Annotated in this window: 21 protein-coding genes and 1 tRNA gene; 7 read left to right on the top strand and 15 right to left on the bottom strand. The window is 65.2% G+C overall.

Annotated features, from left to right (window positions below; translation table 11 throughout):
- Positions 1-127: 127 nt before the first annotated feature.
- Positions 128-1,045: an ornithine carbamoyltransferase gene (gene argF / locus OCK02_RS10515; RefSeq protein WP_263813001.1), complete on the bottom strand. Its 918-nt coding sequence runs from the start codon at positions 1,043-1,045 to the stop codon at positions 128-130.
- A gap of 63 nt (positions 1,046-1,108) precedes the next feature.
- Positions 1,109-2,302 (bottom strand): aspartate aminotransferase family protein, encoded by a 1,194-nt coding sequence (locus OCK02_RS10510; RefSeq protein ID WP_263813000.1) that lies wholly within the window; start codon positions 2,300-2,302, stop codon positions 1,109-1,111.
- 423 nt (positions 2,303-2,725) lie between these two features.
- Between OCK02_RS10510 and OCK02_RS10505 the strand changes: the two genes are divergently transcribed.
- On the top strand, positions 2,726-3,244 hold the full coding sequence (locus OCK02_RS10505) for a GcrA family cell cycle regulator (protein ID WP_263812999.1): 519 nt from the start codon (positions 2,726-2,728) through the stop codon (positions 3,242-3,244).
- 93 nt (positions 3,245-3,337) lie between these two features.
- On the opposite strand, the gene phoB is transcribed toward OCK02_RS10505, so the two are convergent.
- The 7 genes from phoB to phoR form a co-directional block, all read right to left on the bottom strand.
- Positions 3,338-4,021, bottom strand: coding sequence for a phosphate regulon transcriptional regulator PhoB (phoB, locus tag OCK02_RS10500; protein WP_230807375.1), 684 nt, complete (start codon positions 4,019-4,021; stop codon positions 3,338-3,340).
- Between the two features lie 108 nt (positions 4,022-4,129).
- Positions 4,130-4,843 carry a phosphate signaling complex protein PhoU gene (phoU, locus tag OCK02_RS10495; protein WP_230807376.1) on the bottom strand — a complete coding sequence of 238 codons (714 nt, stop codon included), beginning with the start codon at positions 4,841-4,843 and terminating at the stop codon, positions 4,130-4,132.
- 57 nt (positions 4,844-4,900) lie between these two features.
- Positions 4,901-5,716 carry a phosphate ABC transporter ATP-binding protein PstB gene (pstB, locus tag OCK02_RS10490; RefSeq protein ID WP_263812998.1) on the bottom strand — a complete coding sequence of 272 codons (816 nt, stop codon included), beginning with the start codon at positions 5,714-5,716 and terminating at the stop codon, positions 4,901-4,903.
- A 13-nt stretch (positions 5,717-5,729) separates the two neighbouring features.
- The gene (gene pstA / locus OCK02_RS10485; protein ID WP_263812997.1) at positions 5,730-7,052 is read right to left on the bottom strand and encodes a phosphate ABC transporter permease PstA; all 1,323 of its coding nucleotides are present in this window, start codon (positions 7,050-7,052) and stop codon (positions 5,730-5,732) included.
- Positions 7,049-8,530 carry a phosphate ABC transporter permease subunit PstC gene (pstC, locus tag OCK02_RS10480; RefSeq protein ID WP_263812996.1) on the bottom strand — a complete coding sequence of 494 codons (1,482 nt, stop codon included), beginning with the start codon at positions 8,528-8,530 and terminating at the stop codon, positions 7,049-7,051. The genes pstA and pstC overlap by 4 nt, the downstream gene beginning before the upstream one ends.
- A gap of 82 nt (positions 8,531-8,612) precedes the next feature.
- Complete coding sequence (locus OCK02_RS10475; protein ID WP_263812995.1) at positions 8,613-9,647, bottom strand: substrate-binding domain-containing protein; 1,035 nt, start codon at positions 9,645-9,647, stop codon at positions 8,613-8,615.
- 191 nt (positions 9,648-9,838) lie between these two features.
- Positions 9,839-11,125 (bottom strand): phosphate regulon sensor histidine kinase PhoR, encoded by a 1,287-nt coding sequence (gene phoR, locus OCK02_RS10470; RefSeq protein ID WP_263812994.1) that lies wholly within the window; start codon positions 11,123-11,125, stop codon positions 9,839-9,841.
- Between the two features lie 131 nt (positions 11,126-11,256).
- Between phoR and ppk2 the strand changes: the two genes are divergently transcribed.
- Positions 11,257-12,138 (top strand): polyphosphate kinase 2, encoded by an 882-nt coding sequence (gene ppk2, locus OCK02_RS10465; protein WP_263812993.1) that lies wholly within the window; start codon positions 11,257-11,259, stop codon positions 12,136-12,138.
- An 18-nt stretch (positions 12,139-12,156) separates the two neighbouring features.
- On the opposite strand, the gene OCK02_RS10460 is transcribed toward ppk2, so the two are convergent.
- On the bottom strand, positions 12,157-13,323 hold the full coding sequence (locus tag OCK02_RS10460; protein ID WP_263812992.1) for a biotin transporter BioY: 1,167 nt from the start codon (positions 13,321-13,323) through the stop codon (positions 12,157-12,159).
- Positions 13,324-13,610: 287 nt separating this feature from the next.
- On the opposite strand from OCK02_RS10460, the gene OCK02_RS10455 reads away from it, so the two are divergent.
- Together OCK02_RS10455 and OCK02_RS10450 are read left to right on the top strand one after the other, a co-directional pair.
- The gene (locus tag OCK02_RS10455) at positions 13,611-14,573 is read left to right on the top strand and encodes an NAD(P)H-dependent flavin oxidoreductase (RefSeq protein ID WP_263812991.1); all 963 of its coding nucleotides are present in this window, start codon (positions 13,611-13,613) and stop codon (positions 14,571-14,573) included.
- A 123-nt stretch (positions 14,574-14,696) separates the two neighbouring features.
- Positions 14,697-14,772 (top strand) — tRNA-Thr (locus OCK02_RS10450).
- 88 nt (positions 14,773-14,860) lie between these two features.
- On the opposite strand, the gene OCK02_RS10445 is transcribed toward OCK02_RS10450, so the two are convergent.
- Positions 14,861-16,030, bottom strand: coding sequence for an AI-2E family transporter (locus tag OCK02_RS10445; protein ID WP_412178795.1), 1,170 nt, complete (start codon positions 16,028-16,030; stop codon positions 14,861-14,863).
- Positions 16,031-16,265: 235 nt separating this feature from the next.
- Positions 16,266-16,691: a BA14K family protein gene (locus tag OCK02_RS10440; protein WP_263812990.1), complete on the bottom strand. Its 426-nt coding sequence runs from the start codon at positions 16,689-16,691 to the stop codon at positions 16,266-16,268.
- 240 nt (positions 16,692-16,931) lie between these two features.
- Here OCK02_RS10440 and OCK02_RS10435 point away from each other — a divergent pair, with 240 nt between their 5' ends.
- Complete coding sequence (locus OCK02_RS10435) at positions 16,932-18,632, top strand: long-chain-fatty-acid--CoA ligase (RefSeq protein ID WP_263812989.1); 1,701 nt, start codon at positions 16,932-16,934, stop codon at positions 18,630-18,632.
- Positions 18,633-18,775: 143 nt separating this feature from the next.
- The gene (gene pgi, locus OCK02_RS10430) at positions 18,776-20,401 is read left to right on the top strand and encodes a glucose-6-phosphate isomerase (RefSeq protein ID WP_263812987.1); all 1,626 of its coding nucleotides are present in this window, start codon (positions 18,776-18,778) and stop codon (positions 20,399-20,401) included.
- A 295-nt stretch (positions 20,402-20,696) separates the two neighbouring features.
- On the opposite strand, the gene OCK02_RS10425 is transcribed toward pgi, so the two are convergent.
- From OCK02_RS10425 to OCK02_RS10415, 3 genes are all read right to left on the bottom strand, one after another.
- Positions 20,697-21,623, bottom strand: a complete 927-nt coding sequence (locus tag OCK02_RS10425) for a carbohydrate kinase family protein (protein ID WP_263812986.1) — start codon at positions 21,621-21,623, stop codon at positions 20,697-20,699.
- 82 nt (positions 21,624-21,705) lie between these two features.
- Positions 21,706-22,404 carry an orotate phosphoribosyltransferase gene (locus OCK02_RS10420; protein ID WP_263812985.1) on the bottom strand — a complete coding sequence of 233 codons (699 nt, stop codon included), beginning with the start codon at positions 22,402-22,404 and terminating at the stop codon, positions 21,706-21,708.
- 141 nt (positions 22,405-22,545) lie between these two features.
- On the bottom strand, positions 22,546-22,986 hold the full coding sequence (locus OCK02_RS10415) for a DoxX family protein (protein ID WP_230807395.1): 441 nt from the start codon (positions 22,984-22,986) through the stop codon (positions 22,546-22,548).
- Between the two features lie 255 nt (positions 22,987-23,241).
- On the opposite strand from OCK02_RS10415, the gene OCK02_RS10410 reads away from it, so the two are divergent.
- On the top strand, positions 23,242-23,949 hold the full coding sequence (locus OCK02_RS10410) for a Crp/Fnr family transcriptional regulator (RefSeq protein ID WP_230807396.1): 708 nt from the start codon (positions 23,242-23,244) through the stop codon (positions 23,947-23,949).
- The last annotated feature ends 4 nt before the right edge of the window (positions 23,950-23,953 follow it).

Genomic DNA, 23,953 nt, shown 5'->3' with positions numbered 1-23,953 from the left:
GTGCGATGCCAGCAACGGCACCGCGACGACAGCGGGTTGGGCCTTAGATCGTGGCCGATCCCGGCAATTTCAATAGGCGCTGCGGACGTCAGCAGGGTCCCGCGAGCACCGCTGCCGGGCGTGTCGTTCAGATGGCGTTCAGGCACCAGGCCAGGATCGACTTCTGCGCGTGCAGGCGGTTTTCGGCTTCGTCGAAGACGACGGACTGCGGTCCGTCGATGACCTCGTCGGTGACCTCCTCGCCGCGATGGGCGGGCAGGCAGTGCATGAAGAGGGCTTCCTTGCCGGCCTTCTGCATCAGCGCTTCGTTGACCTGGAACGGCTGGAAGATGTTGTGGCCGCGGGCGCGGTGTTCCTGGTTCATCGACACCCAGCAGTCGGTGACGACGACGTCGGCGCCGGCGACGGCCCGGTCGGCGTCATGGCAGAGCATGATATCGCCACCATTGTTGCGCGCCCAGTTGAGAACCTTGTCCTCCGGCTCTGAGCCGAGCGGAACGGCCATGTTCATCCGGTAACCGAAGCGGGCGGATCCCTCGACGAAGGAATGCAGCACGTTGTTGCCGTCGCCGGTCCAGGCGATGGTGCGCCCCTTCACCGGGCCGCGATGTTCCTCGAAGGTCATGATGTCGGCCATGATCTGGCAGGGATGCGTCAGGTCCGTCAGCGCGTTGATCACCGGCACCGTCGCGTGTTCGGCCATCTCCAGCAGGCGGGCATGGTCGGTGGTGCGGATCATGATCGCATCGACATAGCGCGACAGCACCTTTGCGGTGTCGCCGATCGTCTCGGCGCGGCCGAGCTGCATTTCGGTGCCCGACAGGAACAGCGTCTCGCCGCCGAGCTGGCGCATGCCGACGTCGAAGGAGACGCGGGTGCGCGTCGACGGCTTCTCGAAGATCATCGCCAACATCTTGCCGGCGAGCGGCTTGTCGGCGGTTCCCGCCTTGGTGGCGGTCTTGCGCGCCAGCGCGTCGTCCATGATCGTGCGGAGGTCTCCGGCCGTCATGGCGGAGAGGTCGAGGAAATGTCTGGTGCCTGCCATGCTCTTTCAATCCTGCTCAATCGCCCGGCTCGCGCCCTAGGCCGCCTTCACTCGGCTCGCGCCTCAGGCCTTCTTCTTCTCTGCACTCAGCTTCTCCGCGGCGCGCTCGATCCGCGCTAGGCCCTCGCGGGCTTCCTCGGCGGTGGCGACCAGCGGCGGCAGCAGCCGCAGCACGTTCTCGCCCGCCGGGACCAGCAGCAGATGCTCGGCGCGAACGGCCTTCAGCAGATCCGCCGACGGCCCCTTCGCCTTGATGCCGAGCATCAGGCCCTCGCCGCGGACGTCCTCGATGATATCGGGAAAACGGTCCTTCAGCGAGGCGAGGCCCTGGCGCAGCACGAGAGCGACGTCGCGCACGTGCTCCAGGAAGCCTTCCTGCAGGACGACGTCGAGCACGGCGTTGCCGACGGCCATGGCGAGCGGGTTGCCGCCATAGGTGGAGCCGTGCGTGCCCGGGACCATGCCGGAGGCCGCCTCCTCGGTCGCAAGGCAGGCGCCCAGCGGAAAGCCGCCGCCGATGCCCTTGGCGACCGCCATGATATCCGGGGCGACGCCGGACCATTCGTAGGCAAACAGCTTGCCCGTCCGGCCGACGCCGGTCTGGACTTCATCGAAGATGAGCAGGAGGCCGTATTCGTCGCAGAGCGAACGCAGTTCGCGCAGGAACTCGTTCGAGACGACGCGAATGCCGCCCTCGCCCTGCACGGGTTCGATCAGGATCGCTGCCGTCTCCTCGGTGATCGCCTCCTTGACGGCGGCGATGTCGCCGAAGGGTACCTGGTAGAAGCCCGGCGCCTTCGGACCGAAGCCTTCCAGGTACTTCTCCTGGCCGCCGGCCGCGATCGTGGCCAGCGTGCGGCCGTGGAAGGCGCCCTCGAAGGTGATGATGTGGAACTTGCCGGGATAGCCCTTGGCATACTGGTAGCGCCGGGCCGTCTTGATCGCGCATTCCAGCGCCTCGGCACCGGAATTGGTGAAGAACACCTTGTCGGCGAAGGTGGCCGCGGTCAGGCGCTTGCCGAGCGTCTCCTGCCCGGGGACCTCGTAGAGATTGGACAGGTGCCAGACCTTGTCGGCCTGCGCCTTGAGGCTCTCGACCAGGTGCGGATGGGCATGGCCCAGCGAATTGACCGCGACGCCGGCTGCGAAATCGAGATAGCGCGAGCCGTCTTCCGCGATCAGCCAGACGCCCTCGCCGCGCTCGAAGCGCAGCGGCGCACGCAGATAGGTCTCGTAGAGCGGCGTGGCATCAGCCATGGCGCGTATCTCCCTCGCAGCGGATGCGGAAACGGATTCCGGATCTTTCCAGTGCGGAAAAATCGAAAATGCCGCCTCACGGCGGCGGGCGCACTATCAGCATTTCAGGGCTTATTGTCAACAAACGGCGAGGCGACGAAATCCGCCTCGATATGCCCTTGCGTGAGGTTTCGGATCGCGCGGAGAAGTGTCGCAAGTGAGTCACACCCGGCGAGCAAGTTGGGGAAAACCGGAAAATCGATTCGGGCGGATTCCGGCGACTCTTGTCACAGAGTCCCCCTGTCGGTAGGTTAAAACTCAATTGCTAGACTGCATGCGGCGGAACTAGTCACCAACAGTATCAGAGCATTTCGCGCTGCGGAGAAATCCGGGCAGCGCCGAGGGATTCTCGGCAACGAACGCTGAAACGAGGAGATGACGGAGATGAACTGGACGGACGAGAGGGTCGAGAAGCTGAAGAAGCTCTGGTCCGAAGGACTGAGCGCCAGCCAGATCGCGGCACAGCTCGGCGGCGTCAGCCGCAATGCGGTTATCGGCAAGGTCCACCGTCTCGCCCTGCCCGGCCGGGCCAAGTCCGGCGGCGCGCCGACGGCGGCCCGCGCCAAGCGCCCGGCTTCGGCACCGCGTCCTGCGAACTTCGCTCCGCGCGTCGCCACCCGCACGATCGCCCGTCCGACCGGCGCCGTCGTCACCAAGGAAGAGGTCGCCTTCGAGTATGACGAAGAGCCGATCACCCGGGTCGTCGCCAACGTCGTCGTGCCGATGTCGCGCCGCCTCGAGCTGACGCAACTGACCGAGCGTACCTGCAAGTGGCCGAACGGCGACCCGCTGAAGGACGACTTCCACTTCTGCGGCAACGAATCCCCGGACAATTCCCCCTACTGCACCTACCACCAGCGGCTCGCCTACCAGCCCTCGGCAGAGCGCCGCCGGGCACGCTGAGCGAGGGCTCCGTGTGCCACAGGATACGGAACAACGAAAAACGGGCCTTCGACGGGCCCGTTTTTCGTTGTCGCAATGACCGTCCGCCCGATTTCAGGCTTCCAGCGAATAGCCTGCGCCACGCACCGTGCGGATGACGTCGTTCATGTTGGAGAAGTTCAGCGCCTTGCGCAGGCGGCCGACATGGACGTCGACGGTTCGTTCGTCGACATAGATGTCGTGACCCCAGACACCATCCAGAAGCTGCGAGCGGGAGAAGACGCGGGCGGGGGACGACATCAGGAACTCCAGCAGACGGAATTCCGTCGGCCCCAACCGCACCTCGCGCGAGCGGCGGTGGACGCGATGGGTCTCGCGGTCGAGTTCGATATCGCCGCACTTGAGGAGCGTCGAGACGACCTCTGGCCGGGCGCGCCGCAGCATCGCCTTGACCCGCGCCATCAGTTCGGGCGTCGAGAAGGGCTTGACCACGTAATCGTCCGCGCCGGTGGCGAGCCCGCGAACGCGCTCGCTCTCCTCGCCGCGCGCCGTCAGCATGATGATCGGCAACCGCTCGGTCTCCGAGCGCTGGCGCAGACGCCGGCAGAGTTCAATGCCGGAGACGCCGGGCAGCATCCAGTCGAGGATCAGAAGATCGGGCTGGCGCTCCTGCAGGCGGATCTCCGCCTCGTCGCCGCGCAGGATCGTATCGACCTCGAAGCCCTCGGCCTCGAGGTTGTAGCGCAGGAGGACGCTCAGCGCCTCCTCGTCTTCGACCACGGTAATCTTTGGAACCATGCCTTGCTCACTCCTGGGCCATGCTCATTCCTGGTCCGAGCGGCCCACCTGCGACCACCCCGGACCGCCATGTGACCGCCGCGTCGATCGGCGGGCGGTTCGACGACATCATTCCTCGATGGCACCCACAGACGTGGTGTGGTCGTCCTTCGGACGTTCGCCTTCCGGCTGCGAGCCGGTCGCCATGTAGAAGATCGTCTCGGCGATGTTGGTCGCATGGTCGCCGATGCGCTCGATGTTCTTGGCGCAGAAGAGCAGATGCGTGCAGGGCGTGATGTTGCGCGGATCTTCCATCATGTAGGTCAGAAGTTCGCGGAACAGCGAGGTGTAGATCGCATCGATCTCGTCGTCGCGCTCACGGATCTCCTTGGCCTTCTCGATGTTGCGCGAGGCATAGACGTCGAGGACTTCCTTGAGCTGCATCAGCGCCAGTTCGGCCAGGTGTTCGAGGCCGCGGGCGAGGTTGCGCGGAATGCCGGAACCCTGCACCGAGACGACGCGCTTGGCTGTGTTCTTGCCGAGGTCGCCGACGCGCTCGAGTTCGGCGGCGATGCGGATCGCCCCCATGATCTCGCGCAGGTCGGCCGCCATCGGCTGGCGCTTGGCGATCGTGACGATCGCCTTCTCGTTGATCTGCCGTTCGGCGGTGTCGAGGATGACGTCCTCGGAGATCACCTTCTGCGCCAGCGCCACGTTGGTGTTGACCAGCGCGCGCACGCTGTCGCCCACCATCTGCTCGGCCGTGCCCCCCATCTCGGAGATGCGGCGGGTGAGATATTTCAGCTCTTCATCGTAGATCGAAACGATATGGGTCGGTGTCATGTTTCTTGTTCCTCAACTGGCGCAGGCGCCATGGTCTTTTGCCGGCGACGGCAGGCGTCAGCCGAAGCGACCCATGATGTAGTCCTGCGTACGCTGGTCGTCCGGATTGGTGAACATCTTGTCGGTGTCGTTCTCCTCGACGAGGTTGCCGAGGTGGAACATGGCGGTGCGCTGCGAGACGCGCGCGGCCTGCTGCATCGAGTGGGTGACGATGACGATCGTGAAGTTCGTCCGCAGTTCGTGGATCAGTTCCTCCACCTTGGCGGTGGCGATCGGATCGAGCGCCGAGCAGGGCTCGTCCATCAGGATCACTTCCGGGCTGACGGCGACGGCGCGGGCGATGCACAGACGCTGCTGCTGGCCGCCCGAAAGGCCCGTGCCGCCCTCCTGCAGGCGATCCTTGACCTCGTTCCAGAGGCCCGCCTTCTGCAGGCTCTGCTCTACCACCTGGTCGAGTTCGGCCTTGGACTTCGCCAGTCCGTGGATCCGCGGGCCATAGGCCACGTTCTCGTAGATCGACTTCGGGAACGGGTTCGGCTTCTGGAACACCATGCCGACGCGGGCGCGCAGTTCGACCACGTCGATCGACGGATCGTAGACGTCTTCGCCGTCCAGCGTGATCATGCCGGTGACGCGGCAGCCGTCGATCGTGTCGTTCATACGGTTCAGCGTGCGCAGGAACGTCGACTTGCCGCAACCCGAGGGGCCGATCAGCGCGGTCACCGTGTTCTCGCGGACATTGAGGTTCACGTCGTACAGGGCGCGCTTGTCGCCGTAAAAGACGGAGACGTCTTTGCCGACCATCTTCAGAGGAACAGTGTTCATCTTCTTTTCCAAAAGTTCTTCGGTCGCAGCTTCGGTCATGATGTTCATCTTCTCTACCCCACTACCAGCGGCGTTCGAAACGACGCCGCAACAGGATGGCGCCCAGGTTCATGATGATCAGGAAAACGAGCAGCACGATGATCGCGCCGGAGGTGCGCTCCACGAAGGCGCGCTCGGCCTCGTTCGCCCACATGTAGATCTGCACCGGCAGCGCCGTCGACGGATCGAGCGGCGTGGCGGGGATGTTGGCGACGAAGGCGACCATGCCGATCAGAAGCAGCGGCGCGGTCTCGCCGAGCGCATGCGCCAGGCCGATGATCGTGCCGGTCAGGATGCCGGGCATGGCGAGCGGCAGGACATGGTGGAACGTCGTCTGCATCTTCGAGGCGCCGAGCCCGAGGGCGGCGGCGCGGATCGAGGGCGGCACGGCGCGAAGGGCCGCGCGGGTGGCGATGATGATCGTCGGCAGCGTCATCAGCGTCAGCACCAGCCCGCCGACGAGCGGCGCGGAACGCGGCAGGCCGGCAAAGTTGATGAAGACGGCGAGACCGAGCAGACCGTAGACGATCGAGGGGACGGCCGCGAGATTGTTGATGTTCACCTCGATCAGGTCGGTCAGCCGGTTCTTCGGCGCGAATTCCTCCAGGTAGATGGAGGCTGCAACGCCGATCGGCAGCGACAGCACCAGCACGATGCCCATCAGGTAGAGCGAGCCGACCAGCGCCACGCCGAGGCCGGCGGCTTCCGGGCGGCTCGAATTGCCGTTGACGAACAGGCCCGTATTGAAGCCCGAGGCGAGCACGCCTTCCTCGACGAGCTGGTCCATCCAGGCGACCTGCCGGTCGGAGACGCGGCGGCTGCTCTCGTCGACGGTCATGTCGAACTGGCCCTTGAAGGCGCTGTCGATATTGGCGCTGGCGAGTATCGTCACCGGCAGGGTCTTGCCGATGATCGACGGGTCGGACATCACCATGTCGCGCAGTTTCACGCGCGCGCTGTCGGAGAACAGGCCAGATACCTGGCGCAGCGCCGCCCGGTCGTTCGCGGCGACGCCGAGCTTTTCGGCGAGCGCGTTGCGGACCAGGACCGGATAGTTGGCTGCCTGCAGCACCTTGGGGTCGGTTTCGCGCTTGTTGTCGGGATCGATGACCTCCTGCGAGAAGGTGATCGGCAGGGTGAGCTCGGTCTGCCAGAAGGCGGTATAGCCCTTGCCGACGACCGACCACAGAAGCAGGAACAGGAAGACCAGGCCGAAGGCGATCGCTGCCAGCCCATAGAAGCGGAAGCGGCGTTCGGCGGCGTAGCGGCGGCGGATGCCGATGTCGCGGCGCACGGGCGCCGTGGAGGTGATCTGGCCGGAAGCCTGTGAGACGATCTCGGTCATTCGTACTGCTCCCGATACTTGCGGACGATGTAGAGCGCGTAGATATTGAGCGCCAGCGTGATGCAGAACAGCGTGATGCCGAGCGCAAAGGCCACGAGCGTCTGCGGGGAGGTGAATTCGAGGTCGCCGGTGAGCTGGTTGACGATCTTCACCGTCACGGTCGTCATCGGCTCAAACGGGTTGATCTGCATGCGGGCGGCGACGCCGGCGGCGAGCACGACGATCATCGTCTCGCCGATCGCGCGCGAGGCCGTCATCAGCAGTGCGCCGACGATGCCCGGCAGGGCTGCCGGCAGGATGACGCGCTTGATCGTTTCCGACCGGGTGGCGCCGAGACCGAGCGAGCCGTCACGCAGCGCGCGCGGCACCGCCGTGATGATGTCGTCGGACAGGGACGAGACGTAAGGGATCAGCATGATGCCCATGACGATACCGGCGGTGATTACGCTCTGGGCCTGGATGAAGCTGGCATAGTCTCCGGTGACGAGCCCGCTCAACTGGGCGGAGATGTCCCGCAGGAACGGGCCGACGGTGACGAGCGCGAAAAAGCCGTAGACGATCGTCGGAATGCCGGCCAGCACCTCCAGCAGCGGCTTTGCCAGGGAGCGCATGCGCGGGCTGGCATACTCCGCCATGTAGATCGCCGCGAACAGGCCGACCGGAACCGCCACGAGCATGGCGACGAAGCCGATATAGAGCGTGCCGGCCAGGAGCGGGATCAGGCCGAACTGGCCGTTCGAACTTGCTCCGGCGCCGGCAAAGCGCGGATCCCAGACCGTGCCGAAGAAGAATTCGTGGGCCGGCACCGCGTTGAAGAAGCGCAGGGCCTCGGTCAGCATGGAGGCGACGATGCCGACGGTCGTCAGGATGGCGATGGAGGAGGCGAGCAGAAGCGCCCACAGCATGACGCGCTCGACCTGGTTGCGGGCGCGGAACCGGGGCGCGACGACACGCAGGGCGAAGAACGCGCCGACGACCGACAGCGCGATCGCCAGTGCCGACAGCAGCGTGCGGCTCGTCTGCGCCATCGCGTTCAGCGTGGCGGCGGAATCCAGCATGTAGGGCTGCGCTTCGGCGGCGACCGCGACACCCTTGCCCGCAAAGACCGACTGAAGGCTCGAGGGATCCTGCTTGACGGCGCGCACCTCGTCTTCCGACAGCCAGGGAAGGCCGCGCGCGATGGTCGAGACCATGCCGAAGGCGAGGCTCTGCTGGGCCTGGGACTGTCCCTTCACCTCTTCTGGAAAGGTGTCGCGGACGGCCGAATTGATGACGAAGGGGCTGACCGCCAGCCAGATGGCGACGAGGATCAGCGGCGGCAGGAAAGCCACCAGCGCCGCGAAGGCGCCGTAGTAGTTCGGTCGCGAGTGAAGCGCCGAGGACCGTCCTTGCGAAAGGGCCCCCGCCCGCATGCGTCCCAGAATAAAGGCCACCACGGCGATGACCAGAAGGATGGCAAATAGAAGCGTCGTGCTCATGCGGATGTCCCAGCCGCCTCATGCGGTATCAGTGCGGAAAGGCGGAACCGGCGCAGGATTGCCTGCGCCGGTTCCGTTTTCATTACATGGTCTTGCCGCCTTCGACAGCCGAGCGGATCTCTTCGCGCTCTGCGTCGGGAGCCGAGACGAGGCCGTATTCAGCCAGCGGGCTGTCGGGGCCGATCATCTGGTCGGATACGAAGAACTCGACATATTCCTTCAGGCCCGGAACGACGCCGATGTGCGCCTTCTTGACGTAGAAGAACAGCGGGCGCGAGACCGGGTATTCGCCGGACGAGATCGTCTCGACCGAAGGCGTGACGCCGCTGACGGTGGCGACCTTCAGCTTGTCGGCGTTGTTTTCGTAGAAGGACAGGCCGAACACGCCGACGCCGGTCTTGTTGGCGGCGATGCGGGCGAGCGTCTCGGAGTAGTCGCCGTCGATATCGACCGCAACGCCGTCCTTGCGGACTGCAATGCACTTTTCAAACTGTGCATCCTTCTCGGAAACAATAGCCTTGATCACCTCTGCAGCGCCGGAAGCTTCGCAGCCTTCAGCGAGAACCTTCTCTTCGAAGACTTCGCGGGTGCCGTGCTTCTCGCCCGGGATGTAGGCAGCGATATCGACGTCCGGAAGCGCCGAATTGACTTCCGACCACTTCTTGTAGGGGTTGGCGACGAGCTTGCCGTCGACGACGACTTCAGCGGCGAGCGCCTTGTAGATGTCGGCCGGGACGAAGGCGATGTCCGGCAGGCCGGCGTCGGTCGCGAACACGATGCCGTCATAGCCGATCTTGACTTCCTGGACGTCCGTCACGCCGGCGGCCTTGCAGGCCTCCAGTTCGGATTCCTTGATGGCGCGCGAGGCGTTGGCGATGTCGATCGTGTCCTCGCCGACGCCCTTGCAGAATTCCTTCAGGCCGGCGCCCGAGCCGCCGGATTCGACGACCGGCGTCTTGAAGTCGCCGAAGGTCTCGCCGAAGGTCTCGGCAACGATCTTGGCATAGGGCAGAACCGTGGAGGAGCCGGCGATCTGGACCTGGTCGCGCGCAGCGGCAACACCAGCAAATGCAACCGAGGCAGCCAGCGCGGCTACGGTGAGGCTAACAGATTTCATATGAATTCTCCCGTTATGGGCTTGTGTGGGTAGGCCGGCGGTCGGCTCATGCCTGCCGTCGATCAGCGGCCTCTGTCTAGCGCCCGATCGCCATAGCTTTTATGTCAGTTTCGCGAAACATTTATGACACTCCAAGCTACTGGAAACACTTCCTTATTTCCCATAATGGCTGTGGCAGGCCGTCCTTTGTGTCAGAACTTGACGACAAAGACCGTGCCCTTGCCGATCTCAGACCTCACCACGAGGCGCGCGCGGTGGCGGGTGAGGATATGCTTGGCGATGGCAAGGCCGAGACCGGTGCCCTTTTTCGAACGGCTGGCCTCGACATTGACGCGATAGAAACGCTCGGTGATGCGCGGAACGTGCTCCGGCGCGATGCCCGGGCCGAAATCGGTGACGGACACCTCGGCGTTGCCGCCCTCGGACGAGGACAGGCGGACCTCGACCCGCTTGCCTTCCTGCCCATATTTGCAGGCGTTCTCGACGAGGTTCTCGAAGACCTCGATCAGTTCGTCGCGGTCGCCTGCGACCTGTGCCGGGTGGGGCGGAAGATCCAGGGAAATCTCGACCCCGAGATCGGCGGCGAACGGCTGCAGGCTGTCGCGCACGTGTCCGAGCAGGGCGCCGAGTTCGACGATCTGGTCCGGCACGATGTTGGCCTTGAGCTCCAGCCGCGAGAGCGACAGGAGATCGTCGACCAGCCGGCTCATCCGCGTCGTCTGGTCGTGCATGATGCCGAGAAAGCGCTCGTGCGCCTTGCGGTCGTCCCTGGCCGGCCCCTGCAGGGTTTCGATGAAGCCCCGGAGCGAGGCCAGCGGCGTGCGCAGTTCATGGCTGGCATTGGCGACGAAATCCGACCGCATCCGGTCGATCCGGCGCGCCTGCGAGACGTCGCGGAAGGTAATCAGGATATAGCGCCCGGCGCCGAGACGATGATCGAGCGCCGGCATCGGCGCCGCGCGGACGATGTAGACTGTTTCGGAGGGCAGCCGTTCGGAGTGCTCGATCTCCTTCGCCTGGCCCGTGGCGATAACGTCGCGCGCCATGTCGAGAATTCCCGGCGCGCGAATGCGCCCGGCGAGGTCGGCATTGCGCGGGATGGGCCCGAACAGCGCCGTGGCGGCGCGGTTCTGCAGCCGGACCGTCTCGTCGGCGGTGACGATCAGAACGGGCATGTCGAGGGCGTCGATCAGGGCCGCGATCGCATCGAGCCCGCCGCTCGCCTCCGTCTCCGTGCGCAGGGCCGGGGCGGTCGCCGGCGGCGACAGCCGCTCCAGGCGTTCGCCGCGTGCAAAGCCCGCGAGCGCCAGCAGCGTGACGACGAAGGCGATCCAGCCGGCCGGGATGCCGCCCATCCACATCAGAAAACCCGTGAAGACGACGGCAGCCAGGAGAACGCGCTCGTCCCAGAGCTGGGCCAAGAGCCACCGGACTGTCGACCCGCGCTCTTCCACCAGAATTCCCTTCCTCACCCGCATCGGCCTGCTCCGTGATTCTTCGTCAACAGGCAGCCCTACCCTGATTTCATGACATGTTTTTCACGGTGCGCTTGAAATCGCAATCCGGATGTGGCCTCCTCGCCGCACCGTTGCGCGAAGGAGCCCGGAGTATGGCCATTTTTCCCGACATCAAGCCCGTGGAACTCGAGATCGGCGGCAAGAAGCGCAGCTTCGACATCGACGACCCGAAACTTCCGGCCTGGGTCGACGACAAGGCATTCTCCTCCGGCGGCTATCCCTATGAGAAGAAACTCGACAAGGACGAGTACGCGGAAACGCTGGAGCGGCTGCAGATCGAGCTCGTCAAGGCGCAGTACTGGCTGCAGGCCACCGGCAAACGGGTGATCGCAGTCTACGAGGGACGGGACGCCGCCGGAAAGGGCGGACTGATCTTCGTCACCCGCGCCTTTCTCAACCCGCGCTCGGCGCGGGTGGTGGCGCTCGCCAAGCCAACCGAGACCGAGCAGGGCCAATGGTACTACCAGCGCTATGTCTCCCAGTTTCCGACCGCCGGCGAGTTCGTGCTGTTCGACCGCTCCTGGTACAACCGGGCAGGCGTCGAGCCCGTCATGGGCTTCTGCACGCCGGAGCAATATGAGAAATTCCTGGTCGAGACGCCGGATTTCGAACGGATGGTGATCACCGACCGGATCGTGTTCTTCAAGTTCTGGCTCAACATCGGCCGCGAGATGCAGATCAAGCGTTTCCACGACCGCCGCCACGACCCGCTGAAGACCTGGAAGCTGTCGCCGATGGACATCGCGGCGCTGGCCAAGTGGGACGACTACACCGAGAAGCGCGACCGCATGCTCGAGGAGACCCACAAGCCCTGGGCGCCGTGGACGGTCGTGCGCGCCAACGACAAGCGCCGCGCCCGGATCAACGCCATCCGCTGCATCCTCGACCGTCTCGACTACGACGGCAAGGACAAGAAGGCGATCGGCGAGATCGACGACAAGATCATCGGCTCGGGACCGAAATTCCTGAAATAGGAAACCGCCCTCGCCCGGTCACTCGCCCGGCAGGATGCGGACGGCGAAGAGGTTGACGCCCGCTCCGGCGCCGGTGACATCGCTGTTGATCAGGAGGCGGCCCGCAGCACTCGGCGAAAGCGACCCCTCGAAGGTGACCTGGAACAAAAGATCGGTGCGGTCGGCCACGGCGAACCGATGGCGGCCGCAATTGCCGAGCGTGCCGAAATCGCATTCGACGGAGACCTGAACCGGCTTGCCGCTGTCCGGCTCCACGGTGAGTGCGATCGTCGAGGTCTTTCCGGCCATGGCCTGCAGCACCTCGGGCGCGACGGCGACGGCGACGGCGCCCTCGCGGTCGGCCGATGTCGAAACGAGCCGGACCGCGGGTCCCTCGTCCGTGCTGACCTGCTCGAACCGGCCACCGGCTGCCGCCGACAGGGCGCCGGTGTCGGCGGGATCGAAGACCTCGCGCCAGTCGGCGGAGAAGCTGTTGTGCGTGTCCAGCGCCTCGCCACCCGTCGGGCCAGCCGGGAAATCCTCCCCGCTCACGCTCTGCGGCGGATTGGCGACGCTGCCGTCGCGCGCGGACGGCGGCAGAAGCAGGCCGCTGCTCCGCACCCACCAGACGGCCGTCCCCAGCACGGCGACAAGGGTCGCAACGACGAGCAGGAAGGAGAACAGCCGCCCCCGGCGCCGCGGCGCCTTGGCGACGCGCGGCGAGGCGGCGACGATGGATTCGGCTTCGGGCGCCGGTTGCCGTGTGGCCGGTCTGGGGCCTGCCGCAGCCGGCCCGAAGCCATCTCCGCGCTCCGGCCGGATCTCGTCGAGCGTGGGCTCGCGGTCTGCCGTCGGGCCGGCCGGCGCCTCGTTCACCTTGCGCGGGATTTCCGGAGCGGGGGAACCCACGCTGCCTGTCGGCTGCGGACGCGGGGCGGATTCCGGGCTGCCGGCGACCGATCCACCGGGGACCGGCTCCTGGCGCGCGGCCTTGAGCGCGGCGCGCTGTTCAGCCTCGATCTGGCGGATCGTCGTCTCCAGGCGATGGCGCTGGGCGGCGATCGCTTCGGGATCGTTGATCTCCTGCTTGCGCAGGCCCGCCTCAAGCGCATTGCGGGCCGACTGATAGATCCGCGCGCGGGTTTCGGGATTGCCGCTTTCGGCACGCGCCAAAGCGCTTCTGATGGCCTGTTCCAGTCCGCTCACATTGCCTCCCTGGGGGCCCGCGCACGGCCCGTGCCGCGCAGGCAAACGAGCCCAAGGCGTCTTCGTTGTCGTCTGTTAAGAATTCGGTAAACGTTGAAGCCACTTTCCGCAAGTCTCGGATGATGCAGGGCAAGTCGCCGCCGGGGATAACGGCGAGGGCTGCGATCTCCCGTCTCCCGGACCTCAGGGCAGGATCGCGTGGAAGCCTGCGCCACCTTTGCAACGGCGGCGAACGCTGCTAGTCTCTTTGACGTTTCCGTAAACGTAACTACAATCCGGACCGCGACATGACCCTGCCTGCCATCCTCCGCGACAAGCTCTGCCTGCCTGTCATCGCCTCTCCCCTCTTCATCATATCGCATCCCGAACTGACGCTGGCGCAGTGCAAGGCGGGCGTCGTCGGCGCCTTTCCGGCGCTGAACGCCCGGCCGGAAGCGCAGCTCGACGAATGGCTGGCGGAGATCACCGAGGCGCTGCGCGACCACGATGCGCGGCATCCGGATCGCCCGGCCGCACCCTTCGCCGTCAACCAGATCGTCCACAAGTCGAACCGGCGGCTCGAGCACGACCTGATGCTGTGCGTCAAATACAAGGTGCCGATCGTCATCTCGTCCCTCGGCGCCGTTCCCGAAGTCAACGACGCCATTCATTCCTATGGCGGCATCGTCCTGCATGACGTCATCAACAACCGCCACGCCAACTCGGCGATCCGCAAGGGCGCCGACGGGCTGATCGCAGTGGCGGCCGGGGCCGGCGGGCATGCCGGCACGCTCTCTCCCTTCGCTCTCGTCCAGGAGATCCGGACCTGGTTCGACGGGCCGCTCATCCTCTCCGGCGCGATTGCCACCGGCGGCGCCATCCTCGCCGCCCAGGCGATGGGCGCGGACATGGCCTATATCGGCTCGCCCTTCATCGCCACGACCGAGGCGCGCGCCAGCGATGCCTACAAGGCGGCCATCGTCGAGGCGAACGCGGCCGACATCGTCTACTCCAACGCCTTCACCGGCATCCACGGCAACTACCTGCGCTCGTCGATCCGCGCTGCGGGCCTCGACCCCGACAACCTGCCGGAAGCCGATCCGACCAAGATGGATTTCGAGAAGGCCGAGACCGGCGCCAAGGCCTGGAAGGACATCTGGGGCTGCGGCCAGGGCATCGGCGCCGTCAAGGACATCACGAGCACGGAGACCTTCGTGGCGCGACTGGAGGCGGAATATCGGACAGCCCGCCAGCGCCTCGCCACCCTCTGAAGCCCTTCTCTCCGGATGCCAAGGAGAAAATTGCCGGTGCGGAAACAGATGACTTGAAATCTTGCCGCAATGCGGCTATCAGCCCCACACATTCCGGCCCACAATGCTTCGGGCCGGAAGCGGGCCGCTTTAGCTCAGTCGGTAGAGCACATCATTCGTAATGATGGGGTCACGTGTTCGAGTCACGTAAGCGGCACCATTTTTCCCAATTCCAGAATTCTTGCACGCGCCATCGGCGCGGAGCGCGATGAGACGGTTCCGGCCACCGGGCACCCCTGCCCGGCAGGTTACTCCGCCGCGGTCTTCTCGGCCGCCTTCTCGATGACCGGCGGCTCCTCGGTCATCTCGACCTCGCGGACCCATTCGCGCCAGATGGCGACGAGGAGCGCCATCAGCACCGGACCGATGAACAGGCCGAGGAAGCCCATGGTCTTCACCCCGCCGATGAGGCCGAAGAAGGTGGGCAGGAACGGCAGCTTGATCGGCCCGCCGACCAGTTTCGGGCGCAGCGTCTTGTCGACGATGAAGAGCTCGATCGAGCCCCAGAGGAAGAGGGCGATGCCGGCGACGGCCGATCCGCTGGCGACGAGGTAGATCGACACCAGCGTGAAGGCGAGCGGCGCACCGCCCGGAAAGAGCGCCATCAGTCCCGTCAGCACACCAAGGGTGACGGCGGAAGGAACGCCGGCGACCCAGTAGGCGATGCCGAGCACGATGCCCTCGCCGATCGCGATCAGCGTCATGCCGGTGACGGTGGAGCTGATCGTGGCGGGGACGATGCGCGAGATCCGCTCCCAGCGCATCGGCAGGATGCGCTCGCCGATGCTGTCCACCTGCGACAGGAAGGTCTCGCCGTCGCGATAGATGAAGAAGAGCGCGATCAGCATGAACAGCATCGTCAGAAGCAGATGGAAGGCGGCGCCGCCGGCGGCCAGAGCGACGCGATAGATATTGGCGATGTTGGCGCCGCTGATGATCTGCGTCACTTCGCCGATCGCGCCGGGATGGTCGAGAAGCTGGGTCCAGCGATTGGCCATCCATTCGCCGACGATCGGCAGCGCGCGGATCCATTCCGGCACCGGGGCGCCGGTCTTGTTGGTCGCGACAGCCCAGCCGATCCACTCCCGCACCTCCTGGAAAGCGTAGGTGACGGCGAACATGATCGGCACGATGATGAAGGCGAGGATCAGCAGGATCGCGATCGCGGCCGCGAGCGTGCGCTGGCCGTTGAGCGCCCGCCGCAGCCGACAGAACAGCGGCCAGCTGGCCGTGGCGATCACCAGCGCGGCAAGAACCGGCACGACAAAACCGTGGAAGAAATAGACGCCGGCGACGATGACGAGGAACAGCAGCCAGCGCGCGGCGGAGATCGAGGAGATCAGGGCGACGCCACTCGTCCGCGCGGCTCCCAGCAGGCGCGGTTCATGGCGGGTGTTGCGCAGTTCGGGCTGGTGCACCGTGTTCCTCCTGTTCGATGCGGCTCCGCACGTGACGCAATTCGGGGCGCTTTGCCTCATATGGTGATACCAGTGTCTGATGTCACGGCAAAGAAAACCTTGACGGTGCGACATTTTTTTGCCCCACCGCGATCCAAAGCATGTCGGGCAAAGTGTGCAGCGGTTTTGCGACGACGACATGCGTAAAATCAAAGGACTAAAGCGCGGGAGCGAATCTGAAAGATCGCGACGCGATTTAGCGCGGCAGGCAGGGTCGGCGCGGCCCGCTCAGGGGCTGGTAGCTGTTGTCCGAACGCCGATAGCTCCGGTAGCGATTGGCACACCATTGCTGCGGGGTCATCCCGTAGACCGGCGCGCCGGGCCCGACGGTGACGTCGCCGAGCATCTCGCCGGTGCCGAAGGCCCATCGCGGATACCAGTAGCCGTTGCTATGGCGATAGTAGCCGTCGCGGTAGGCCGAGGCGCCGCGAAGGCCACGGTAGGTCGGGGCGCCGCGCAAACGGTCGACGGGATCACGGCCAAGCCCGAGCGCATCCACCGGGTCCTGGCCGACCACGACGGGGCCGTGGCGAGGGCGCAGGGCATCGATGGCAGGCGCGGGCGCGGCAGCCAGGAAGGCCAGCAGAAGCGTCGAAACCATCCGGCCGGTGTGTCGGGCCATCCTGTCGCCTCCTTCCGGCATCCGGCTTTTCCAACATTCTCCCACGGAACCGACCGGCTTGCCAGCAGGCGACGGAGACCAGCCACTTCCTTGTTGACGTTTACGTCAAGGTTATATAGCGATTGTGCTTGAAGCCGTGAAACAAAGGCATCATGCTGCCGCACCGAGAGGTTGGAGGACCTGCCGGTTGCGCTTATACGGCAGCAATGTGACCGGATATACGACGGAGGATCGGCATACATGGCAGCAACCGTTCAGGACCGGACCGGACCCTCTTCGGACAGGATCTGGCTCGCCTCCTATCCGCCCGGTACTCCTGCCGAGATCCCGCCGCTGGCCTATGAATCGATCGGCGACGCACTCGTCCACTACTGCCGCCTATATGCCGACCGCCCGGCCTTCATCAGCATGGGCAAGGCCCTGAGCTTCCGGGAACTGGAGGCGCAATCGGCGCGGATCGGCGCCTGGCTGCAGTCGCGCGGCCTGGCCAAGGGCGACCGCGTCGCGGTGATGATGCCCAACATCCTGCAGAATCCGGTCACGGTCTACGGCATCCTGCGCGCCGGGTTCACCGTCGTGAACGTCAATCCGCTCTATACGCCGCGCGAACTGGAGCACCAGCTCAACGATTCCGGCGCGAAGGTCCTGTTCGTGCTGGAGAATTTCGCCCACACCGTCCAGCAGGCGATCGGCAGGACCGGGGTGAAGGACGTCGTCGTCTGCAGCATGGGCGACATGCTCGGCCTCAAGGGCCTCGTGGTCAACCTGATCGTGCGCAAGGTGAAGAAGCTCGTGCCGGCCTGGTCGCTGCCGGGTCACCACCCGTTCTCCTCGGTGATGGCCAAGGCGGCCGGCCTGCCCCTCGGCGCGGCGAAGGTCGCCCGCACCGACATCGCCTTCCTGCAATATACCGGCGGCACCACGGGCGTTTCCAAGGGCGCGATGCTGACGCATGCGAACCTGCTTTCCAACATGGAGCAGATGGGCCTCTGGCTGGAGACCGCCTTCCTCGGCAAGCAGAGACCGGAGCGGCTGGTCTTCCTCTGCGCCCTGCCGCTCTACCACATCTTCGCCCTGACGGTGAATTCGCTCGCAGGGCTTCTCACCGGCGCCACCAACATCCTGATCGCAAATCCGCGCGACATCCCCGCTCTCGTCAAGGACATGGCGACCTATCGCGTCAACGTCTTTCCCGGCCTCAACACGCTGTTCAACGCGTTGATGAACAATCCGGAATTCCAGAAGATCGACTTTTCGAACCTGGCGCTGACCTTCGGCGGCGGCATGTCCGTGCAGCGCCCCGTGGCGGAGCGCTGGCACAAGATGACCGGCTGCCCGATCGCGGAAGGATACGGCCTCTCGGAGACCTCGCCGGTGGCGACGGCGAACCGGCTGGACGCGAGCGAATTCACCGGCACGATCGGCATGCCGATCCCCTCCACCGACGTGGATATCCGCGACGACGACGATCGTTCGCTGCCGGTCGGCGACGTCGGCGAGATCTGCATCCGCGGCCCGCAGGTGATGGCCGGCTACTGGCAGCGCCCCGACGAGACCGCCCGCGTGATGACTGCCGACGGCTTCTTCCGCACGGGCGACATCGGCTTCATGGACGAGCGGGGGCTGATCAAGATCGTCGACCGCAAGAAGGACATGATCCTCGTCTCCGGCTTCAACGTCTTCCCCAACGAGGTGGAAGAGGTGGCGATGACCATGCCCGGCGTCCTCGAATGCGCGGCGATCGGCATCCCGGACGAGCATTCCGGCGAGGCGGTCAAGCTCTTCGTCGTGCGCAGGGACCTCGACCTCACCGAGGCGGCGGTGAAGGCGTACTGTGCCGGCAACCTGACCAACTACAAGCGCCCGCGTTTCATCGAATTCCGCGACGAACTGCCGAAATCCAATGTCGGCAAGATCCTACGGCGCGAGCTGCGCAGCTGACAGCGACGACGGCACATAAATCGATTTAAAAACTGGCCTGAAAAGCGGTCGCTTTCGCCTGAAAGCGACTTGCCGCCCTTGATTCGCGTCATGCAAACCGCCTAGGTATCGCACCAGCCATGTTGCGATGCAGGGAGACTGTCATGAACGCGCTCGTCGAAACGCTGAAAGCCACCGCGAAGGACACCAACGCCACGGACATCCGTGCCGCCTTCGCCGCAGATCCGCAACGCTTCGCCCGTTTCAGCGTGACGCTGGACGACTTCCTGTTCGACTTTTCCAAATGCGCGGTCAACGCCCGTGTGCTCGACGGGCTCGAGGCGCTGGCGAACGAAGCGGGCGTGGAGAAGAAGCGCGACGCCATGTTCGCCGGCGAAAAGATCAACATCACCGAAGAGCGCGCTGTGCTGCACACCGCCCTTCGCAACCGCTCGAACACGCCGGTGCTGGTGGATGGCCGCGACGTGATGGCGGACGTGAATGGCGTGCTCGACGCCATGGGCGCCTTTTCCGACGGCATCCGCTCGGGCAGGCTTGCGGGCGCTACCGGCAAGAAGATCACCGACGTGGTCAATATCGGCATCGGCGGCTCCGATCTCGGACCGGTGATGGCGACGCTGGCGCTTGCCCCCTACCACGACGGGCCGCGCCTGCATTTCGTCTCCAACATCGACGGCGCGCATATCGCCGACACGCTGAAGCTGCTGGAGGCGGAGACGACGCTCTTCATCGTCGCCTCGAAGACCTTCACGACGATCGAGACCATGACCAATGCCGCAACCGCGCGCGCCTTCATCGCTGGCAAGCTCGGCGAGGCCGCCGTCGGCGACCACTTCTGCGCCGTCTCCACCGCACTCGACAAGGTGGCCGCCTTCGGCATCGCCGCGGAACGGGTGTTCGGCTTCTGGGACTGGGTCGGCGGGCGCTATTCGCTCTGGTCGGCCATCGGCCTGCCGCTGATGATCGCCATCGGCAAGGAGAAGTTCGGCGAATTCCTCGCCGGCGGGCATGCGATCGACAACCACTTCCGCACGGCGCCATTCCGCCAGAACATCCCGATGCTGCTCGGCCTGATCGGCTACTACAACCGCAACGTCCTCGGCTATCCCTCGCGGGCGATCCTGCCCTACGACCAGCGGCTGTCGCGATTCCCGGCCTATCTGCAGCAGCTCGACATGGAATCGAACGGCAAGTCGGTGACGATGGACAGCACGCCGGTCGAAGGCAAGACCGGGCCGGTGGTCTGGGGCGAACCCGGCACCAATGGCCAGCACGCCTTCTACCAGCTGATCCACCAGGGCACGGACGTCATCCCGGCCGAGTTCATGATCGCCGCCAACGGCCATGAGAAGAACCTGCGCCACCAGCACGAACTCCTGATCGCCAACTGCCTGGCGCAGTCGGAGGCGCTGATGAAGGGACGCACGCTCGACGAAGCCAAGGCGCAGCTGACCTCCAAGGGCATGGACTCGGCAAAGGCCGACAGGATCGCGCCGCACCGCGTCTTCTCGGGCAACCGGCCGTCGATCACGATGGTCTATGACGAACTCACCCCGTTTTCGCTCGGCCGCCTGATCGCCCTCTACGAACACCGCGTCTTCGTCGAGGGGGCGCTGTTCAACATCAACTCGTTCGACCAGTGGGGCGTGGAACTCGGCAAGGAACTGGCGACGGGACTGCTGCCGGTGGTGGAAGGCAAGGAGAGTGCGGCCGGTCACGATTCGTCCACCGCCGGGCTGGTCGCAGCGTTGCTGAAGGCGGCGAAGTAAGCCGCACGCGCAGCGCCTGCCGCCCCCCTCATCCGGCGCTTTGCGCCACCTTCTCCCCGATGGGGAGAAGAGGGAGAGCGTGACGGCTTCGTCTCAAGATGCGTTTCCCTTGCCGTGCAGGCAATCCACGCCTTCCGCCATCCAATGTGCATTGGCAGCAAGCCGGGTATTCCCTCTTCTCCCCGCCGGGGAGAAGTGCCGAGCGGCAGCGAGGCGATGAGGGGACTGTCGCGCTTGCGGTGCCCGCTGCCCGCGCCATCTTCTCCCCGATGGGGAGAAGATGGCCAAGTGCGTCTTACAGACCGATTTCGCGGGCCCAGGGCGGGTTGGCGCCGGCGCGGGAGACGGTGACGGCGGCGGCCTTTGCGGCCAGGGTCAGGGCGTCGCGCAGGCCGGCTTCACCGAGCGAGGCGACCTTCTCCTTCGTCAGGAGATCGTTGCGCTTCAGCGACGCCAGCACGCCGGCGTCGAAGGTGTCGCCGGCACCGATCGTATCAACCACGGCGACCCTTTCGCCTGCAACGGAAACCTTGAAATCCTTCGTATAGCCGTCGGCGCCGTCGGCGCCCTTGGTGATGACCACGACCTTGGGGCCGCGCTCCAGCCATTGCGCGGCGAGTTCGTCATGGCTGCCGTGCATGCCGAACCATTCCAGGTCCTCGTCGGAGAACTTGATGATGTCGGAGCGGGCGGCCATGCGCTCGATGCGCGCCCGGTGGGCCGGCCCGTCCTTGATGAAGCCGGGGCGGATGTTGGGATCGAGCGAGATGACGCGCTTTTCGTGCTCGCGCATGAGCAGCGCCTCGTAGGTCGAGCCGCAGGGCTCCGGGATCAGGCTGATCGCACCGAAGTGCAGCGCCTCGCAATCGTCGCCGAGAACCGGCAGGTTCTCCGTGCCGATCATGCGGCCCGCGGTGTTCTCGTCGTAGAAGGCATAGGTCGCCTGACCATCGACCAGCTTGACGAAGGCGACCGTGGTCGGGCGGGAGAGAATGGCACAGGGGCTGTCGTCGACATGGCTTGCGGCAAGCGCCCGGCGCAGCACGTCGCCGAGCATGTCATCCGACAGGCCGGTGAAAAAGGCGGCCGGCACGCCGAGACGGCCGAGCGCGATCGCCGTGTTGAAGATCGCGCCGCCCGCATAGGGCGCGTAGGCATCCTCGCCGAGCGTCGAGGTGCGCGGCAGCATGTCGATCAGCGCTTCGCCACAACACAGGATCATGAACTCATCCTCCAACGATTTTTCAATCGATTTAATGGACGGCGCCGAAAAACGCCAGCAGCTTTTGTCCCGAAGGTCCGGCTCAGGACGTCGGCAGCGCGCTCACGCCGCCATGGTCGGCCGACCACAGGAGCGGCGCGTTGAGGAAGGCCTCGACGGAGGCGAGCGTCGCCTCGTCGAAGAGTTTCTGCGCGCGGGCGACGGCGAGCACGCTGCGCCAGGTCGAGACGTGATGAAGCCGGACCTTGCCGTTGGCGAAACGCGCCTCCGCCTCGGTGAAGATGCCGTAGTAGAACAGCGCCATGCCGTGATCGACGACGCCGCCGGCCTCGCGGACCGCGTCGATGAAGGTGAACATCGAACCGCCGGCGGTGGTGAGGTCCTCGATGACGAGCACGCGCGCGCCCTCGGGCATCACGCCCTCGATCTGCGCGTTGCGGCCATGGCCCTTCGGCTTCTTGCGGACATAGATCATCGGCAGCCCGAGCCGGTCGGCCAGAAGGGCTGCGAACGGGATCCCGGCCGTCTCGCCGCCCGCGATCACGTCGAACTGCTCGAAGCCGGCGTCACGCAGGAGCGTTGCCGCGGCGAAGTCCATCACGGCCGAGCGGATGCGAGGGTAGGACAGGAGCTTGCGGCAATCGATATAGACCGGGCTCGCCATGCCGGATGCCAGCTTGTAGGGCTCTTGGGGCCGGAAATGGACTGCCTTGATTTCCCACAGCATGCGGGCCAGCAGTTCCGCCATGGTGTCGCGATCCGGAAACGAGTTGGAAAACATGGAACCTCTCCTTCGGCGTTTTTGAGCGCATAGCAGCTAGCGGCTGCCGATGCCAGACGATCCGGCAATCAGCCATGCCGTGGAGCACAAAAAAGCCTCCCCGGCGGGGCCGGGGAGGCTTGTTCAGGAAAGACGGGATGCTCAGGCGACGAGGGGAGCCGCACCGCGGCGGGCGTCGACCGAGATCGAGCCGGGGCCGAAGGCTGCGAGGACGAGGAAACCGCCGGCGATCGTCAGGTTCTTCATCATCATCAGGCCGTTGAACATGGTCAGCAGGCCGTTTGCGCCTTCCGGGAAATCCGGAACATTGATCGGGCCGCTATGGAAGACCAGTGCGGTGAACACGCAGAAGAGAGCGAGGAGATAGGCGGCGATCTTCGTCTGGAAGCCGACGAGGATGAACAGGCCGGCAACGAGTTCGAACAGGCCGGTAAGGTAGGCGAGCGCCGTCGCGGCGGGCAGGCCGGCACCGGCGATCATCCCGGCGGTGCCCGACGGGTCGAGCAGCTTGGGATAACCGGCAAGGATGAACATGGCGGAAAGGAGGATGCGTCCGACGAGGACGACGACGTTCTGAGGCATGGCAGGCTCCGGCAGTTGGGTTTCGTTGCAGGAATTCTTACCAGATCATTGCGTTTACACTAGATCGCCACAACGTGGACACATCGTTCAACATTTCAGAACGACTCGGCGCGCGGCTCACGAAAAACCATAGATCGCCGCACCCGACTTGTCTTGCGGAGTTTTCTGTTGCAAGCAGCAGCCGAGTGCGGGAAGAATTGCGCGCCAATGTAGGGGGACCACCGGGATTTCGCCCGGCAACCGGGGACGTCGCATATGAACGAGGTCACGAGAAGCACTGCATTCTGGCGTTCGTTTCCGATCTTCGAGGGTTTCAACAAGGAAACGATCGCCGACCTCGCCACGATTGCGAACTATCGCAAGTGGAAGGCGGGGACCGTGCTGTTCCAGCGCGGCGACGAGGGAACCTACCTGATCGTGGTCATCTCCGGCCGCATCAAGATCTCGCTTCTGACGCCGCAGGGCAAGGAACTGACGCTCAGGCACCTGGAGGCCGGCTCGATCTTCGGCGAACTGGCGATCCTCGACGGGCAGCCGCGTTCGGCGGACGCCACGGCCATGATCGCGACCGAGGGATACGTGATCAGCAAGCGCGATTTCCTCGAAGTGCTGACCCGCAACGCGCAATCCTACCAGTCGATCATCCACTATCTCTGCACCAAGCTGCGCGAGACGACCGAGCAACTGGAAACGATCGCCCTCTACGACCTGGATTCGCGCGTGGCGCGCTTCTTCCTCGCCATGCTGCGCAACATCCACGGCAACGAGCTGCCGGAAAGCGCCAATCTCCAGCTCGCGCTCAGCCAGACGGATATCGCCAGCATCGTCGGCGCGAGCAGGCCCAAGATCAACCGCTCGATCCTCACGCTGGAGGACGTGGGCGCCATCCGCCGCAACACGGACGGCATCATCTTCTGCCATACCGGCAGGCTGCTCTCGGTGGCCGAGCCGGAAGACGAGTAGCGGC

The sequence above is a fragment of the Rhizobium sp. TRM96647 genome (genome assembly GCF_025780115.1).
Taxonomy (GTDB): domain Bacteria; phylum Pseudomonadota; class Alphaproteobacteria; order Rhizobiales; family Rhizobiaceae; genus Mycoplana.
Note: the sequence above shows the minus strand (reverse complement) of the source record. Positions and strands in the feature narration are given on the sequence as shown.